Origin of the sequence: Pseudorhizobium marinum (assembly GCF_000705355.1) — a bacterium.
GTDB lineage: Bacteria > Pseudomonadota > Alphaproteobacteria > Rhizobiales > Rhizobiaceae > Neorhizobium > Neorhizobium pelagicum.
Map to the genome: position 1 here is coordinate 57,539 of NZ_JMQK01000006.1, position 16,446 is coordinate 73,984.

Genomic DNA, 16,446 nt, shown 5'->3' on the forward strand with positions numbered 1-16,446 from the left:
TTCGGGGCAATGCGGTTCCGTCTCGCCTCAGGTGGCGGGGGCCAGGCGCATGATGACGCCGAGGTCGTCGCTGTCGCGCACCTTGCGCAGATGCTCTTCGGCCTGGGTCGCTTCCCGCTGGCGGTTCCACATCGAGGCATAGAGGCCGTCGGCCTCCAACAGGCCCTGATGAGTGCCGCGCTCTGCAATCTTGCCGTCCCGGAGCACGATGATCTCGTCGGCACCGATGACGGTGGACAGCCGGTGGGCGATGACCAGCGTCGTGCGGTTCTTCGAGACGATGTCGAGGGCCGACTGGATCTCCTGCTCGGTCGTGGTGTCGAGCGCCGAGGTCGCCTCGTCGAGGATCAGGATCGGCGGCGCCTTCAGGATCGTTCTCGCGATCGCCACGCGCTGCTTCTCGCCGCCGGAGAGCTTCAGTCCGCGCTCGCCGACCATGGTGTCATAGCCATGCGGAAGGTTGCGCAGGAAGGTGCCGATCTGCGCCACCTCGGCCGCCGCGGAAACCTCCTCGTCCGTTGCCGAAAGCCGGCCGTAGCGGATGTTGTAGGCGATCGTGTCGTTGAAGAGCACCGTGTCCTGGGGCACCATGCCGATGGCCGTGCGCAGCGACTTCTGCGTCACCGCGCGGACATCCTGGCCATCGATGGTGATGGAGCCCTGTTGGATGTCGTAGAAGCGGTAGAGGAGCCGCGAAATGGTCGACTTGCCGGCGCCGGACGGGCCGACGATCGCCACCGTCTTGCCCGCCGGCACTTCGAACGACAGGCCCTTCAGGATCGGGCGGTTCTCGTCGTAGGCGAAATGGACGTCCTTGAAGGCGATGGCCCCCTGTCGGATCTGCAGCGTCGTGGCATCCGGACGGTCCTTGACCTCCGCCTCGACCTCCAGGAGATCGAACATCTGCTCGATATCGGTGAGACCCTGGCGGATTTCGCGGTAGACGAAACCGATGAAGTTGAGCGGCACCGAGAGCTGCAGCAGGAGCGCATTGACGAAGACGAAGTCGCCGATCGTCTGCTCGCCGCGCTGCACGGCGAGCGCCGACATCACCATCATGGCGGCCATGCCGAGGCCGAAGATGACGCCCTGACCGAAGTTCAGCCAGCCGAGCGAGGTCCAGACCTGGGTCGCGGACTTCTCGTAGCGCGCCATCGAGGAATCGAAGCGGCGGGCCTCCATCTCCTCGTTGCCGAAATATTTGACCGTCTCGAAGTTGAGGAGCGAATCGATCGCCTTCGTGTTGGCGTCGGTGTCGCTGTCGTTCATCGAGCGACGGATCGAGATGCGCCAGTCGCTCGCCCGTACGGTGAACCAGACATAGGCCGCGACGGTGACCGCCGTCACGGCGACATACGCCAGGCCGTAGCTGAACCAGAAGATCACCGCCGTCAGCAGGAATTCCACAAGCGTCGGGACCGAATTGAGAATGGTGAAACGGACGATCGTCTCGATGCCCTTGGTGCCGCGCTCGATGATGCGCGAAAGGCCGCCCGTCTTGCGCTCCAGGTGAAAGCGCAGCGAAAGCTTGTGCATGTGCACGAAGGTCTTGTAGGCGAGCTGCCGCACCGCATGCTGGCCGACGCTTGCAAACAGCGCGTCCCGCAACTGGTTCAGGCCCACCTGCAGGATGCGGGTGAGGTTGTAGGCGATCACCAGCGCCACGGCACCGAGCATGAAGACGGGCAACAGCCCCGTCATGTCGACCTCGCCGTTCAGCGCGTCGGTTGCCCACTTGAAGAAATAGGGAACACCGAGCAGCACGATCTTGGCCACGAACAGGAAAAAGGTTGCCCAGACCACCCGGAGCTTCAGGTCGGCGCGACCATGCGGCCACATGTAGGGCCACAGGTTGACGAGCGTCGAGAACGGGTTGCTGGAATCCGCCGAAACGGTCTTCTTCCGGTTGGTCATGCTGGTCTCCGAGAGGCGCGGCCCGAACGGGCCTCAGCGGACATAGGCCCTGGCGCCCGATCTTGCAACGATTCCGGGCAAACTCGCAGGGAGACGCGACTGGCAGACTGAAGCCGGCACCGACTGCACGTCAAAAGGATGGGATTGCGCCGGCCGGCCTCTAGCGGATCAGCTTCTGGAGGCGCTTGCGGTGCAGCTCTTCGGAATCCGGCCGGGCCTCGCCCGGAACGCCGAAGATCTGTCCTGGCTCGATCAGGTCCGGATCGATGATCTGGTCCTGGTTGGCGAGATAGATCGTCGTGTAGCGGACGCCCTGGCCGTAGAGGCGGCGGGAAATCTGCCAGAGCGTGTCGCCGCGACGGATGATCACCGAGTTGCTGCTTTGCGTCAGAGGCGCCTGAGAGATGGTTCTCGGACCGTCTTCCGCGGCCTGCAAGGTGGCATCCTCATCGGCTGGGGTGTCTTCGGCAATCGCCGGGCCGACAGCACGCTCGATGATGGAGGCGACGCTCTCCAGATCCTGTCCGACAGACTTGGGGTCGTCCGGAAGCCTCTTGATGGCCTCCAGCGCTTCGGCAGCCTGTCTGGCAGTCTGTCCGACGATATCCTGAACCGCGGCAGTGGTGCCCGCAGGCAGCCGGTATTCCGACAGCGAGGTGAGCGCGATACTGGTGGCCGAACGGGCGGCAGCCAGTTCTTCCCCGGAAGGCTCGCCGCCGTTCTTGTAGAGATCCCGCAGGAGGGCGAAGGCGCGGGCGGTTTCGTTGCGAAGCCTGTCGAAGGCGCCGCCGTCGATCGGCGAAATCGAATTTGGCCCCTGCTGGCCGGCCACGGCTGCGACCTGCTCGCCCGCCGGGCGGTTGAAGGGGACGTCCACACGCAGTGCGGTCTTGCCGTTGCTGTCGAGCATCTCGACGGCGATCACATGCTGGCCGACCGCAAGCTCGACTGTACCCTCGATGACGAAGTGGCCGTCAGGACCTGCCTTGGAACGGCCGACCGGCTGCTCGCCCGCAAAGCCGACGAGGGAGGCACCGGCTGGCGACGTACCGGCGATGAAAATACGATTGCTCTCGATCTCGACGGCCGTCACCTGCAGTTCTGCGGAAGGCGCGGAGGGTGCCGAAGGTTCGGCGGGCGTCGGCATGGTCGATGCAGGAGGTGCCGAGGCGACGAGATCGGACGCTGCATCCGGCATGGCGGGGAGGGATGGCGTGCCGGTGTCGCCGGCGATCGCGCTATCCGTGCCATCGGGTGTCGGAACCTGAGCGCTCGCGCTCGTGTTTGCCGTCGCCGCATCCGCGGCCGGAACGCTGACCAGACGGCTGGCCTTGCCGGGCTTCGTCACCATGGCGAGCAGCTTGCCGCTGGCGTTATCGGGAATGGAGACCGTCGCGGTCTCGTCGGATGTGACGGTCCGCCCGTCCGGCGTCGTCGCCTTCAGGGTCAGCTGGTAATCGCCGGCCGGCAGCGGCTCATCCAGCGCAATGACGAAATCGCCGCTGGGTCCCACCTTGGTGCTGGCAATGGCCGCGTCGCCGCCGTTGACTTCGATCGTTGCGCCGGGCTCCGCACGCCCGGCAATAACCGTGGAACCGTCCGGCTCGACGCGAAGCACGTCGAAGGCCGGCGTGACGGGCGCGGCTGTCGGCTGCGTGCTGTCCGCGGTCGCAGTGTCCGGCGCCGTGGCAACGCTCGAGGACGGCTTCGCCGGCGGGTTCACGGGCGGCGTTTCCTCGGTCACCGCTTCCTTCACCGTCTGGCCTGCCTGGTTCACGGCGTCGCTGATCCGCTCGCCATCGCTGGAGATGCGAGGCAGCACGAAGAAGACCATCAGCAGGGTCGCAGCAACGAGGACAACAAATGCCAGCCAGCCGGCGCGGTTTCTCATGTCTATAAATCTCCGGACGGATATTTCCGTCTGTCTATCCGAATTACCTCTTTCCCACTGGCTTCACAAGCTTTTCGGACTATCTAACCTTGCTGTCCCGGCTGTTTCCCGTCACTTTGGCGTGGAGTCGTTGCCGCGGCTCGTCCTCAGCGAAATCTCCTGGAGTTGATAGTGCCCATTCAGTCCATCTGCGTCTATTGCGGTTCCCAGCCGGGCCGCGACCCCGCCTATATCGCCGCCGGCCGCGCGCTCGGAAAATCGATCGCCGCGCATGGGCTGCGCCTGGTCTACGGCGGCGGCACCAAGGGCATCATGGGCGCGGTGGCTGCCGGCGTCCTGGAAAACGGTGGCCGGGTGACGGGAATCATTCCCGAATTCCTCGTCGACATGGAGGCGACCCGCCAGTCGCTGACCAAACTCGACGAACTGATCGTGACCGAGGACATGCATGCGCGCAAGCACGCCATGTTCGAGCGCTCCGATGCCTTCGTGACGCTTCCGGGCGGCATCGGCACCCTGGAGGAGATCGTCGAGATCATGACCTGGGGACAGCTCGGCCGCCACGAGAAGCCGATGGTCTTCGCCAACATCGGCGGCTTCTGGAATCCGATGCTCGACCTTGTCGACCACATGCGCGAGCAGGGCTTCATCCACCGTGCGCACCTGGTCCAGCCGATGGTGATCGACGAGGTCGCCGACATCGTGCCTGCCATCCTCGATCGCAGCGAGGGACGCACCCCGCCGCAGGGTCAGGAGGACCTGATCTCCCGCCTCTGATCGGGCGGGAGGCCGGTTCTACCGTCCCCGGCTTCCTCGCAGCAGGCCCCAGCTGTAGATGGCCAGGGCCACCCAGATCAGCACGAAAGCGGAAAGCTTCACCGTGCTGAGCGACTCGTGGAAGACGAAGACCGCGATCAGGAAGATCATGGTCGGCGCCACATACTGCATGATGCCGATCGTCGACAGCCGCAGCAGTTTCGCGCCATTGGCGTAGATCATCAGCGGTCCGGCCGTGATGATGCCGCTGCCGATCAGCAGCAGTGTATCGGACATGCTGCCGTTGAAGAGGTGGCCCGTGCCTGTCGCTTCCGAATACAGAATGTAGAGCAGGGCCGGCGGGCTGAGGATCAGCACCTCGAGGAAGAAGCCCTGGTTCGGTCCCACCGGCAGCGTCTTGCGGAAGAAGGCGTAGAAGCCCCAGCTGAAGGTCAGCGCCAGCGAAACCCAGGGCAGGCCACCGGCGTCGAAGGTCAGGATGACGACGGCGACGACGACGAGCGCGATCGCCACCAGCTGGACCGGCTGCAGGCGCTCCTTGAGCAGCACCGCGGCGAGGAAGATGCTGAAAAGCGGATTGATGAAATAGCCGAGCGCCGTATCAAGGGCGCGATCGACGGAAATCGCCCAGACGTAGATCCCCCAGTTCACCGTGATCAGCGCCGCCGTGAGGCCGGCCATCATGAGGATGCGCGGCGACCGGAAGGCGACCTTCAGGTCCTGGGTCCGGCGCAGGAGAAAGAGCACCAGTCCGGCGATCGGCACCGACCAGACGACGCGGTGCGCCAGCACCTCGAAGGGCGACATGTGGGAGACTGCCTTCATGTAGATCGGCAGGAAGCCCCACAGGAAATAGGCCGTCAGTGCGAAGGCGAAGCCGCGCGGCGAATCCTCGTTCTTCGCCGGAACGGGCGCGTCACTGGTGGCCATCGGGTGTTTCCAATCGTTTGTTCTGATTATCGCCCGATCTACTCCCATGCCGGACGGTGAACCAATTCATTTGCGTGAAGCGTTGATCGCGGTCATGAATTTATCCAGCGCAAAAGCACCGATCGTGTTGGGGGCAGGATGAGCTTCGAAGAGCAGCCGATCCATCGACAATTGTTCGCCCGGCATGTCCTGGCGAAGGCCGGCGTCACCGACGATCCTGCCCTGCTGGCCGCCTTCGCCAGGGTCGCACGAGAGGATTATCTCGAGCCTCCGCCTTGGTTCTACAATGATTTCTCGCGCTACCGGGAGCTCGCCTCCGACGATCCCATGGTCCTCTACCAGGACATGCTGGTGGCGCTCGACCGCACCCGCCACGTCAACAACGGCGTTCCCTCGCTGCATGCCTCGGCCCTGAACCAGCTCGCGATCCGCCCCGGCGAGCGCGTGGCCCACCTCGGCGCCGGCACCGGCTACTACAGCGCCATCCTGGCGGAGCTTGTCGGCCCGTCCGGCCATGTGCTGGCCGTCGAATACGATCCGGTGCTCGCCGCGCGGGCCCGCGACAATCTCCGCGACCATGCCAATGTCGAGGTGGTGGAGGGCGACGCGACGCTGCTCCCCGATCATGAAGTGGACGTCATCTACGCCAACTTCGCCCTGGATCATCCGCCGGCCGCCTGGATCGACAATCTGGCGCCGGGCGGGCGGCTCCTCTTCCCTCTGGGTGTCCCCGCTCTGGATGATGCCGGCAAACCGCTTGGCGCCTCGCGGATGGCGGGCTTCCTGCTTGTCGACCGGCGGGACAGCGGCTTCGGCGCCCGCTTCCTGCAGCCGGTCTCCTTCATCTGGGCGGAAGGTCAGGAGCCACCGCCGCCCGGTCGCCACAAGGGTCTGGAGGCGGCATTCCGGCGGCGGATCGCCCGTGAGGTCCGGCAGCTTCGCTGGCGCCGAGAGGCGCAGGACGGGGAGCAGGAATGGTATTCCGAGCCGGACTGGGGACTGTCGAAGGCGGAGCCTTGACTACTCCGCCGCCATCCGGCCCGCGAGATCGCGGTTCTTCATCAGCTTGTAGACGATCGAATCGATCAGCGCCTGGAACGAGGCATCGATGATGTTTTCCGAGACGCCGACGGTCCACCAGCGGCTGCCGTCGCCGTCGCTCGATTCGATCAGCACCCGGGTGATCGCGGCGGTACCGCCGTTCAGGATGCGCACCTTGAAGTCGGCCAGCACCAGGTCGGCAATCTCCGCCTGATACTTGCCAAGGTCCTTGCGCAGCGCGAGATCGAGCGCGTTGACCGGGCCGTCGCCCTCCGCCACCGACATCACCTGCTCGCCATCGACATCGAGCTTCACCACCGCTTCCGAGACCGTCTTGATGCGGCCGTTGGAATCGAAGCGGCGCTCCACCATCACCCGGAAGCTGTCGACGGTGAAGAAATCGGGAATGGTGCCGAGCGTGCGATGCGCCAGAAGCTCGAAGCTGGCGTCGGCGCCCTCGTAGGCATAGCCCGTCGACTCGCGGTCCTTGACGATGGAGATCAGCCGGTCGAGCTTCGGATCGTCCTTGGCGACCGCAATGCCGCGACGCTTCAGGGCGTTGATGAAGTTCGACTTGCCGCCCTGGTCGGAGACCATCACCTTGCGGAAGTTGCCGACGCTTTCCGGCGGAACGTGCTCGTAGGTCCGCGGGTCCTTCAGGAGCGCCGAGGCATGGATGCCGGCCTTAGTCGCGAACGCCGATGCGCCCACATAGGGCGCCTGATGGTTTGGCGAACGGTTCAACAGCTCGTCGAAGGCATGCGAGAGCGAGGTCAGTCCGCCCAGCCCTTCGGCATCGATGCCGGTCTCGAAACGGCTGGCATAGGCGTCCTTGAGCGACAGCGTCGCGATCAGCGTCACCAGGTTGGCATTGCCGCAGCGCTCGCCGATGCCGTTCAGCGTGCCCTGGATCTGGCGACAGCCCGCCTCGACGGCGGCCAGCGAATTGGCGACCGCCTGGCCCGTGTCGTCATGGGCGTGGATGCCGAGTGCCGCGCCGGGAATGCCGGCGGCAATCACCGCGCCGACGATGTCGCGGATCTCCGCCGGCTGCGTGCCGCCATTGGTGTCGCAAAGCACCACCCAGCGGGCGCCAGACTCGTGGGCGGTTCGGGCGCAGGCCAGGGCATAGTCCGGATTGGCCTTGTAGCCGTCGAAGAAATGTTCGCAGTCGACCAGCGCCTCCTTGCCCGCGGCGCGCGCCGCCTCGACGCTCTCGCGGATGGACTGGAGGTTCTCCTCGTTGGTGCAGCCGAGCGCCACCTCGACGTGATAGTCCCAGCTTTTCGCGACGAAGCAGATCGCATCGCTTTTTGCCTGCAGGAGTGTGACGAGCCCCGGATCGTTGGAGGCCGAGATGCCGGCGCGCTTGGTCATGCCGAAGGCGACGAAGGCTGCCTTGTTGGTGCGCTTCTCGGCGAAGAAGGCCGTATCGGTCGGATTGGCGCCCGGGTATCCGCCCTCGACATAATCAAACCCGAAGCCGTCCAGCATGCCGGAGATGGCGATTTTGTCCTCGACCGAGAAGTCGATGCCCGGCGTCTGCTGTCCGTCACGCAGTGTCGTGTCGAAAAGGTAGATGCGTTCGCGCGTCATCGGTCTGCGGCCTTTCCCGCAAAGCGGTCGGTGGCGCGGATCAGCTGGTCGAGGATGCCGGGCTCCAGATAGGCGTGGCCCGCACCTTCGATGATATGGAAGTCCGCCTTCGGCCAGGCCTTGTGCAGCTGCCAGGCGTATTTGAGCGGGCAGGGCATGTCGTAGCGGCCATGGATGATGACGCCCGGAATGTCCTTCAGCTTGTGCGCATCGCGCAGCAGCTGTCCTTCCTCCAGCCAGCCGGCATGGACGAAGTAATGGTTCTCGATGCGGGCAAAGGCGAGCGCATAGTCGGGGTCATGGAAATGCGCAGAATAATCGGGGTTGGGCAGGAGCGTGATCGTCTCGCCCTCCCAGGTGCTCCAGGCGACGGCGCATTCGCGCTTCTTCGCCTCGTCGTCGCCGGTCAGATAGGTGCGGTAGGCGGCCATCAGGTCGCCGCGCTCGGCCTCCGGAATGGGCGCGATGAAGCGCTCCCACTTGTCTGGAAACATCTCCGAGACGCCGAACTGGTAGTACCAGAGCAGCTCTGCCCGCGTCAGAGTGTAGATGCCGCGCAGCAAAAGCTCCGACACCCGCTGCGGATGCGTCTGCGCATAAGCGAGCGCCAGCGTGGAGCCCCAGGATCCGCCGAACACCTGCCAGGTCTCGACCCCCATCATCTCCCGCAGCTTCTCCATGTCGGCGACGAGGTGCCAGGTGGTATTGGCATCCAGCGAGGCATAGGGCGTGGACTTGCCGCAGCCGCGCTGGTCGAACAGCAGCACGTCGTAGAGTGCCGGATCGAACAGCCGGCGGTTGCCGGGGCCGAAGCCGCCGCCGGGACCGCCATGCACGAAGACAGCGGGCTTGGCGCCCTTCGTGCCGACCCGCTCCCAGTAGACCCGGTGGCCGTCGCCGACGTCGAGATGGCCGCTCTCGTAGGGTTCGATCTCGGGATAGAAGCCGCGCAGGTCATGGGTCATCGTTGTCGTCCTCCGGCGGCCAGACGGCCGTGTCGTGATCGGGATGCTGGTAGGAGACGACGGAGGCGAAATGGGCCTCCATCTCCGGTGTGCTGACGGCGGGTTTCGTAAACAGATGGTCGATCCACGGCAGCCGCTGGTCGTGGTTGACCTGCACCTGCGGCTCCAGCCGTTCCGGCTGGTCGAAGGCGCCGATGGCAAGCTCCACGCCGCCGGGATGGTGGTAGGTCAGCGGCGTGCCGCATTTGGCGCAGAAACCGCGCTTCACCTTGGCCGAGGACCGGAACAGGCTCGGCTGGCCGCGGGTCCAGGTCAGATGCGCCTGATCGGCCGTCACCAGCGCACCGAACAAGCCGCCGAAGGCCTTCTGGCACATGCGGCAATGACAGATCGACGGCCGGCCGAGCTTCTCCGCCCTGAACCGCACGGCGCCGCACTGGCATCCCCCGGTGAAAATCTCCTCCAAGTCGTCTCTCCTCAGCCCAGGAATGCGTAAGCCAGAACGGCAGCGGTGATCAGCACGACGACGAGCCCCTTGGTGATCAGCCCGTAGAGCAGCCACTTCGGCATCTTCAGGTTCGGGTCCTGCGTCATCGTCCTACTCCTTCGGCCAGCTTTCGTTGTCCCAGTTGTCGGTTTCATGGTCGGGATGCTGGTAGGAGATGATGTCTGCCAGAAATGGCGCCGCCGCGATATCGTCCATGGTGTCGCGCGCCGGCAGCGCGTGCAGGCGATCGACGAAGGGCAGCTTGCCCTCCACGCCGAACTGGATGCGCGGCGGCACGCTGGCCGGATCGTCGAAGGCCCCGGCGGCGATCGCGACGCCATCCGCCGCCTCGTAGGTCAGCGGCGTGCCGCAGTTCTCGCAGAATCCGCGCCGGACATGGTTCGACGACTGGAAATGTTTGGGTGCCCCGCGCGTCCAGACGAGCTCTGCGCCCCGCGTATTGACCAGCGGCGCATAATAGCCGCCGAAGGCCTTCTGGCACATCCGGCAATGACAGATCGAACTGTCCTCCAGTACGCCCGTGATGCGGAAGCGGATCGCGCCGCACTGGCACCCCCCGCTATGGATCTCGGTCACCGCTTGACCTCCCAGGCCGTGACCCGCTCGCCGGTGGCCGGATCCTTGCCGTCCTTCAGCTGGATGCCCTTGGCGGCAAGATCGTCGCGGATCTTGTCGGCCTCGGCGAAGTTCTTTGCCTTCAGCATTTCGAGGCGCATCTGCACGAGCGCATCGACCGCCGATGCAACGGCGCCGTCCACTTCCGCCTTCTTCGGCAGGATGCCGAGGAGGGTGGCGCTGGCGGCGAAGGCGGAAAGCTTCGCCGGATCGGCATTGGCGGCCTGAGCAAGCGCATGCAGCGCCTGCACCGCCGCCACGGTGTTCAGGTCGTCGGAAAGGGCCGCGAGCACGGCGGGATCGGGTTCACCCGCGACAGCCTCGATCGCCGGCCATTTGGCGATCAGCCGCTCGGCCTCCTCCAGCCGCTTCACCGAAAAATCGATCGGCTCGCGGTAGTGCGTCATCAGCATCGCCAGCCGCAGCACCTCGCCCGGCCACTTGCGGCCGCCGAACGTCTCCGTATGCAGCAGGTCGTGGATGGTGAAGAAATTGCCCTCCGACTTCGACATCTTGCGGCCCTCGATCTGCAGGAAGCCGTTGTGCATCCATACGCTTGCCATGTGGTCGGTGTCGAAGGCGCAGCAGGACTGGGCGATCTCGTTCTCGTGGTGTGGGAAGATCAGGTCCAGCCCGCCACCGTGGATGTCAAACTGGTGCGGCCGCGCCTTGGCCTTTGGCGACAGCCGGTCCTGGATCTCTTCCCAGAGATAGCGGTCGGCCATGGCCGAGCATTCGATGTGCCAGCCGGGACGGCCGTAGATGGCGATGCTCTCGCCCTCGAAGGTGAAGCGCGCCGGCCAGCCGGGCTCGGTGTCGGCCGACTGCTTCCACAGCACGAAATCGGCCGGGTTCATCTTGTGGCCTTCCACGGCAACCCGGGCGCCCGCCTGCTGGTCTTCCAGCTTGCGCTTCGACAGCATGCCGTAATCCGCCATGGAGGCGGTGGAAAACAGCACCTCGTGCCCCTCCGAACCCTCCGCCACATAGGCATGTCCCTGGTCGAGCAGGCGCTGGATGATCACGGCCATCTGGTCGATATTGTCGGTCGCGCGCGGCTCGGCGGTCGGCGTCAGGCAGCCGAGTGCGGCGACATCCGCATGGAACTGGCTCTCCGTCTTGCCGGTCACCGCCCGGATCGCCTCGTTCAGCGACATCGAACCATCGGCGATCCCGGTGCCGAAGTCGCGCAGCGCACGCGCGTTGATCTTGTCGTCGACGTCGGTGATGTTGCGGACATAGGTGACGTGCTCGGCGCCATGGATGTGGCGCAGCAGCCGGAAGAGCACGTCGAAGACGATCACCGGGCGGGCGTTGCCGATATGGGCATAGTCATAGACCGTCGGGCCGCAGACATAGAGGCGCACGTTCTGCGGATCGATCGGCTCGAACTCGGCCTTCTCGCGGGTCAGCGTATTGTAGAGCTTGAGCGTGGTGCTCATCGAAATGTCTCCCAAAGCAAGCGTCCGGCGGGGCCGGGACGTTTGTCTTCAAGGATTTTCGAAAGACGAGAACGGCCAGGCCAGCGGATGCGCTAGCGAATAATGATCCCGCAGATGGAAATCGCCGTTTTCATGCGGCAAGTTATGGCGCGGCGGAGGCAGCCGGTCAAGCCCGCAGGAGAAGCCCGCGGGCTTGCGGTGATGCCTTATTCCGGCATCCGGTAATCGACGAACCTGTTGTCGCGCACCACGAACAGCCGGCCCGTCTCCTGCATCTCCGGCGAGGCAAGCGGCAGGATGGCTTTCGCCACCTCGGAAGGCTGCGGCAGCGTCGTCGGGTCTTCGCCCGGCATCGCCTGCGCACGCATGGCGGTACGGGTGGCGCCGGGATCGATGGCGTTGACGCGCAACGGCTTGCGTTGCTGCTCGGCCGCCCAGGTGCGGGCGAGAGCCTCGACGGCTGCCTTCGAGGCGGAATAGGCGCCCCAGAACGGCCGGCACTTGTGGGCGGCACCGGAGGAGAGGATCAGGGCGCGGCCGGCGTCGGACTTCAGAAGCAGCGGCTCGACCGAGCGGATCAGCCGCCAGGTGGCGGTGACATTGGTCAGCATGACCTTCTCGAAGACCTTCGCCTCGATGTGGCCGATCGGCGAGATGACGCCCAGGATGCCGGCATTGGCGACCAGGATGTCGAGCTTGCCCCAGCGCTCGTGGATGGAGGCGCCGAGACGGTCGATCGCAGTCATGTCGGTCAGGTCGAAAGGCACCAGCGTTGCCGAACCGCCAGCCGCCTGGATGGCGTCGTCGAGATCCTCGAGCCCGCCGACCGTGCGTGCGCAGGCGATCACATGAGCGCCGGCCTTGGCAAGCTCCAGCGCCGTGAAATAGCCGATACCGCGCGATGCGCCGGTGACCAGCGCGATCCTGTCCTTGAGATTGATGTCCATCTGCCCGCTCCGTCGTGCCTTCCGACACGGAAGAAGGCCGCGTCGCCGCGACCTTCTAGAGCCTTTCAGCCGGGATGGAAACCGTGCTTTTTGTCGCCGGTCAGCCGTTGCTGGCGAGCATGGAGATCTTGTTGCCCATGGATTCGCCGCTCTTGTCGAGGAGCCGTGTCGGATAGTCGCCGGTGAAATAATGGTCGGTAAACTGCGGCCGGGCGGGGTTGCGATCCTCGCCGCCGACCGCCTGATAGAGGCCGTTGATCGACAGGAACGCCAGCGAATCGGCACCGATATAGGCGCACATCGCTTCCAGGCTGTCGTATTGGTTGGCGAGCAGCTTGTCGGCGTCCGGCGTGTCGATGCCGTAGAAGTCCGGATAGTAGATCATCGGGCTGGCAACGCGCAGATGCACTTCCTTGGCGCCTGCCTCGCGGATCATCTGCACGATCTTCAGCGAGGTCGTGCCCCGGACGATCGAATCGTCGACGAGAATGACGCGCTTGCCCTCGATCATCGCCCGGTTGGCGGAATGCTTCAGCTTCACGCCGAAGGCGCGGATCTGCTGGGTCGGCTCGATGAAGGTGCGGCCGACGTAATGGTTGCGGATGATGCCGTACTCGAACGGAATGCCGCTCGCTTGAGCATAGCCGAGCGCCGCCGGGGTGCCGCCGTCGGGAACCGGGACGACCACATCCGCATCGACGGGTGCTTCGTGGGCGAGATTGATGCCCATGTTCTTGCGGGCGACATAGACGCTGCGGCCGCCGACAACGGAATCGGGACGGGCGAAGTAGACGTACTCGAACAGGCAGAGGCGCTCGGGCTGCGTGTTGCCGGCCTTGCGCGCGTCGATGGTGACCGAGCCGTCTGCCTGGATTTCGCAGATGATGACTTCGCCATTCTCCACGTCGCGGACGTATTTCGCGCCGATGATGTCGAGAGCGCAGGTCTCGGAGCAGAAGATCGGCTTGCCGTCGAGCTCGCCCATGACGAGCGGCCGGATGCCGGTGGGATCGCGGGCGGCGATCAGCTTGGTGCGGGTGATGGCAACCATCGAGTAGCCGCCTTCCATCTGGCGGATCGCGTCGATGAAGCGGTCGGCCGTCGAGGTGTAGCGGGACCGGGCGATGAGATGCAGAACCACTTCGGTGTCGGACGTCGACTGGCAGATGGCGCCACCGGCGATCAACTGGCGCCGCAGCGTCAGCCCGTTGGTGAAGTTGCCGTTGTGTGCGATCGCGATGCCGCCCACTTCCAGTTCAGCAAACAGCGGCTGCACGTTGCGCAGTGCCACTTCGCCGGTGGTCGAATAGCGGACATGGCCGATGGAAATGGTACCGGGCAGCTTCGCCAGCGTTACCGGATCGGTGTAATGGTCGCCGACCAGGCCCATGCGCCGCTCCGAATGGAAGCGCGTGCCGTCGAAGGAGACGATGCCGGCGGCCTCCTGGCCGCGGTGCTGCAGGGCGTGCAGGCCCAGTGCCGTCAGTGCCGCTGCATCGGGATGACCGAGGATGCCGAACACCCCGCACTCCTCGTGAAGCGTGTCACCATCAAGTTCGTCGGCGATCGACTGCGAAACCGGCTCGTTCATCTGCGGGACCTTGCCTTTCGGAAAATGAAAGAACTGGCCGGCGTGGATCATGTCACGCTGCCAGCCCGTTCCTGTGACTTCTCGAATAATAGCACAAATGGTGATGCGTGACCGCGCATCAACCGCAACAAATCGTCAATTGTTTGGCGCAGGTGCATCTTCGGCGGGAGCGCTTTCTGCCGGAGGCTGGCCGGTGGTCGGTGCGCCATCCACAGGTGCCGTCTCCTGGCCGGTGATCCGGGCGCGGATCTGCGGCTCGATGTCTTCCGGCAGCACGGCTTCGAGGCGGCCGACCAGCGTGTCGAGGAAAGGCTTGGACTTGGCGTCCCGCACCCAGTCCGGCTGCGAACGCACGTCCACCAGCCAGTTCCAGAAGGCGACGGCAACGACCAGCAGCAGGATGCCGCGGGCGGCACCGAACAGGAAGCCGAGCGTGCGGTCGAGCGCGCCGATACGGCTGTCGATGATGAAATCGGCAATCCGCGAGGTGATGAACGAGATCAGGATCAGCGCCAGGATGAAGATGATCCCGGCCGAAGCCGCGATCGCGATGCGGTCGTCGGTCGTATAGCTCTGCGCATAGGGCACCAGCAGCGGGTAGAGGTAGTAGGCAGCGGCAACCGAACCCACCCAGCTGGCGATCGACAGGACCTCGCGCGAAAACCCGCGCACCATGGCAAGCACCGCTGAAAACAGCGTGACGCCGATGACGATACCGTCGAAGATCGTGATGGGCATGTAGGACGTACTCCAGGACTTGGCCGCGCTCTCACGGCCCTTGGCATTCCGGCAGTCTCTTACAACAGCGCATCGGGTAACGGAAGATCAATCCTCTTCCTGCGGCCTTGCAAGCTTCGACGCCGAGCCGGCGATACGGCTGACGAGGTCCGGCAGGTCCTCGATTTCGGTCCAGCGGCTGCCGGATTTCGGCAGCTCCGCCGAACTGGCCGGCAGCATGGCGCCGGCAAAACCGAGCTTTTCCGCCTCCTTCAGCCGCTGCGGCGTCTGCGACACCGGCCGCACGGCACCCGACAGGCTGATCTCGCCGAAGTAGACGAAATCGGCAGGCAAAGGAGCCCCGGCAAGCGATGAGACCAGTGCCGACGCAACGGCAAGATCTGCGGCCGGTTCGGAGATGCGGTACCCGCCGGCGACGTTGAGATAGACGTCATGCTGGCCGAACCGGACGCCGCAATGGGCCTCGAGGACGGCAAGAATCATCGACAGCCGGGACGAATCCCAGCCGACCACCGCCCGTCGCGGCGTGCCGAGCGAGGTCGGCGCCACGAGCGCCTGAACCTCCACCAGCACCGGTCGCGTCCCTTCCATGCCGGCAAAGACGGCCGCGCCCGGCGATTTCGCGTTGCGTTCGCCGAGGAAGAGCTCGGAGGGGTTGGTAACCTCCCGCAGCCCCTTGTCCGACATCTCGAAGACGCCGATCTCGTCGGTGGGGCCGAAGCGGTTCTTGACGGTGCGCAGGATGCGGTACTGGTGGCCGCGGTCGCCCTCGAAGTAGAGCACCGCGTCGACCATGTGCTCCACGACGCGCGGACCCGCGATCTGCCCTTCCTTCGTCACATGGCCGACGAGCACCATGGCGGCACCCGTCTGCTTGGCAAACCGGATCATCGCCTGCACGCCGGTCCGGACCTGGGTCACGGTGCCAGGCGCCGAATCCGCCGTGTCGCTCCACAGCGTCTGGATCGAATCGATGATCACCAGGTCGGGCCGCTTGCCCTCGGAGATCGTGGCGAGAATGTCCTCGACGTTGGTTTCCGCGGCCAGCAGCACCTCGGTGTCCGCGGCGTCGAGCCGCTGCGCCCGCAGCCGTACCTGTGCCACGGCTTCCTCGCCCGAGACATAGATGATCCGGTGGCCACGCCGCGACAGCGCTGCCGCCGCCTGCATCAGCAGGGTGGACTTGCCGATCCCCGGGTCGCCGCCGATCAGCACGGCCGAGCCGCGCACGAAGCCGCCGCCGGTTGCCCGGTCGAGCTCGGAGATGCCGGTGTGGATGCGGGGCGCTTCTTCTATTTCGCCAGACAGTGTGGTCAGTGTGACGGCGCGCCCCTTCTTCGGCACCTTACCGGGCCCGCCGCCGATGCCGCCCATCGGATCTTCCTCGACGATGGTGTTCCACTCGCCGCAGCCGTCGCACTTGCCGGCCCAGCGACTGTGCACCGTGCCGCAGTTCTGGCAGATGAATTGGGTCTTTGCTTTTGCCATGGT

General features: G+C 65.2%; 14 protein-coding genes. 2 read left to right on the top strand and 12 right to left on the bottom strand.

Annotated elements, in window-relative coordinates:
• Positions 1–27: 27 nt before the first annotated feature.
• The gene (locus tag EO99_RS0109610; RefSeq protein WP_029618430.1) at positions 28–1,914 is read right to left on the bottom strand and encodes an ABCB family ABC transporter ATP-binding protein/permease; all 1,887 of its coding nucleotides are present in this window, start codon (positions 1,912–1,914) and stop codon (positions 28–30) included.
• A gap of 160 nt (positions 1,915–2,074) precedes the next feature.
• A complete protein-coding gene (locus EO99_RS0109615; protein WP_029618431.1) occupies positions 2,075–3,805 on the bottom strand; it encodes an Ig-like domain-containing protein in 1,731 nt (576 codons plus the stop codon).
• Between the two features lie 171 nt (positions 3,806–3,976).
• Between EO99_RS0109615 and EO99_RS0109620 the strand changes: the two genes are divergently transcribed.
• Positions 3,977–4,582, top strand: a complete 606-nt coding sequence (locus EO99_RS0109620) for an LOG family protein (RefSeq protein ID WP_081852019.1) — start codon at positions 3,977–3,979, stop codon at positions 4,580–4,582.
• Between the two features lie 18 nt (positions 4,583–4,600).
• Here EO99_RS0109620 and rarD read toward each other — a convergent pair whose 3' ends face one another.
• Entirely contained in the window at positions 4,601–5,512 is a 912-nt protein-coding gene (rarD, locus tag EO99_RS0109625) for an EamA family transporter RarD (protein WP_029618433.1), read from the bottom strand.
• Positions 5,513–5,650: 138 nt separating this feature from the next.
• On the opposite strand from rarD, the gene EO99_RS0109630 reads away from it, so the two are divergent.
• On the top strand, positions 5,651–6,532 hold the full coding sequence (locus EO99_RS0109630) for a protein-L-isoaspartate O-methyltransferase family protein (RefSeq protein ID WP_029618434.1): 882 nt from the start codon (positions 5,651–5,653) through the stop codon (positions 6,530–6,532).
• Here the strand turns inward: EO99_RS0109630 and cimA are convergent, their stop codons facing one another.
• The 9 genes from cimA to radA all read right to left on the bottom strand — a co-directional run bounded on the left by cimA (position 6,533) and on the right by radA (position 16,443).
• On the bottom strand, positions 6,533–8,149 hold the full coding sequence (gene cimA, locus EO99_RS0109635) for a citramalate synthase (protein WP_029618435.1): 1,617 nt from the start codon (positions 8,147–8,149) through the stop codon (positions 6,533–6,535).
• Positions 8,146–9,114, bottom strand: coding sequence for a prolyl aminopeptidase (gene pip, locus EO99_RS0109640; protein WP_029618436.1), 969 nt, complete (start codon positions 9,112–9,114; stop codon positions 8,146–8,148). Before pip ends, cimA begins: the two co-directional genes overlap by 4 nt.
• Positions 9,104–9,580, bottom strand: a complete 477-nt coding sequence (locus EO99_RS0109645) for a GFA family protein (RefSeq protein ID WP_029618437.1) — start codon at positions 9,578–9,580, stop codon at positions 9,104–9,106. The genes pip and EO99_RS0109645 overlap by 11 nt, the downstream gene beginning before the upstream one ends.
• A 132-nt stretch (positions 9,581–9,712) precedes the next feature.
• Positions 9,713–10,198 (bottom strand): GFA family protein, encoded by a 486-nt coding sequence (locus EO99_RS0109655; RefSeq protein ID WP_029618438.1) that lies wholly within the window; start codon positions 10,196–10,198, stop codon positions 9,713–9,715.
• Positions 10,195–11,685 carry a cysteine--tRNA ligase gene (gene cysS, locus EO99_RS0109660; protein ID WP_408002867.1) on the bottom strand — a complete coding sequence of 497 codons (1,491 nt, stop codon included), beginning with the start codon at positions 11,683–11,685 and terminating at the stop codon, positions 10,195–10,197. The genes EO99_RS0109655 and cysS overlap by 4 nt, the downstream gene beginning before the upstream one ends.
• A gap of 200 nt (positions 11,686–11,885) precedes the next feature.
• Positions 11,886–12,626, bottom strand: coding sequence for an SDR family NAD(P)-dependent oxidoreductase (locus EO99_RS0109665; protein ID WP_029618440.1), 741 nt, complete (start codon positions 12,624–12,626; stop codon positions 11,886–11,888).
• A gap of 100 nt (positions 12,627–12,726) precedes the next feature.
• Entirely contained in the window at positions 12,727–14,217 is a 1,491-nt protein-coding gene (gene purF, locus EO99_RS0109670) for an amidophosphoribosyltransferase (protein WP_029618441.1), read from the bottom strand.
• Between the two features lie 135 nt (positions 14,218–14,352).
• Positions 14,353–14,955, bottom strand: coding sequence for a CvpA family protein (locus EO99_RS0109675; RefSeq protein WP_029618442.1), 603 nt, complete (start codon positions 14,953–14,955; stop codon positions 14,353–14,355).
• Between the two features lie 87 nt (positions 14,956–15,042).
• The gene (radA, locus tag EO99_RS0109680; RefSeq protein WP_029618443.1) at positions 15,043–16,443 is read right to left on the bottom strand and encodes a DNA repair protein RadA; all 1,401 of its coding nucleotides are present in this window, start codon (positions 16,441–16,443) and stop codon (positions 15,043–15,045) included.
• Between the last annotated feature and the right edge of the window lie 3 nt (positions 16,444–16,446).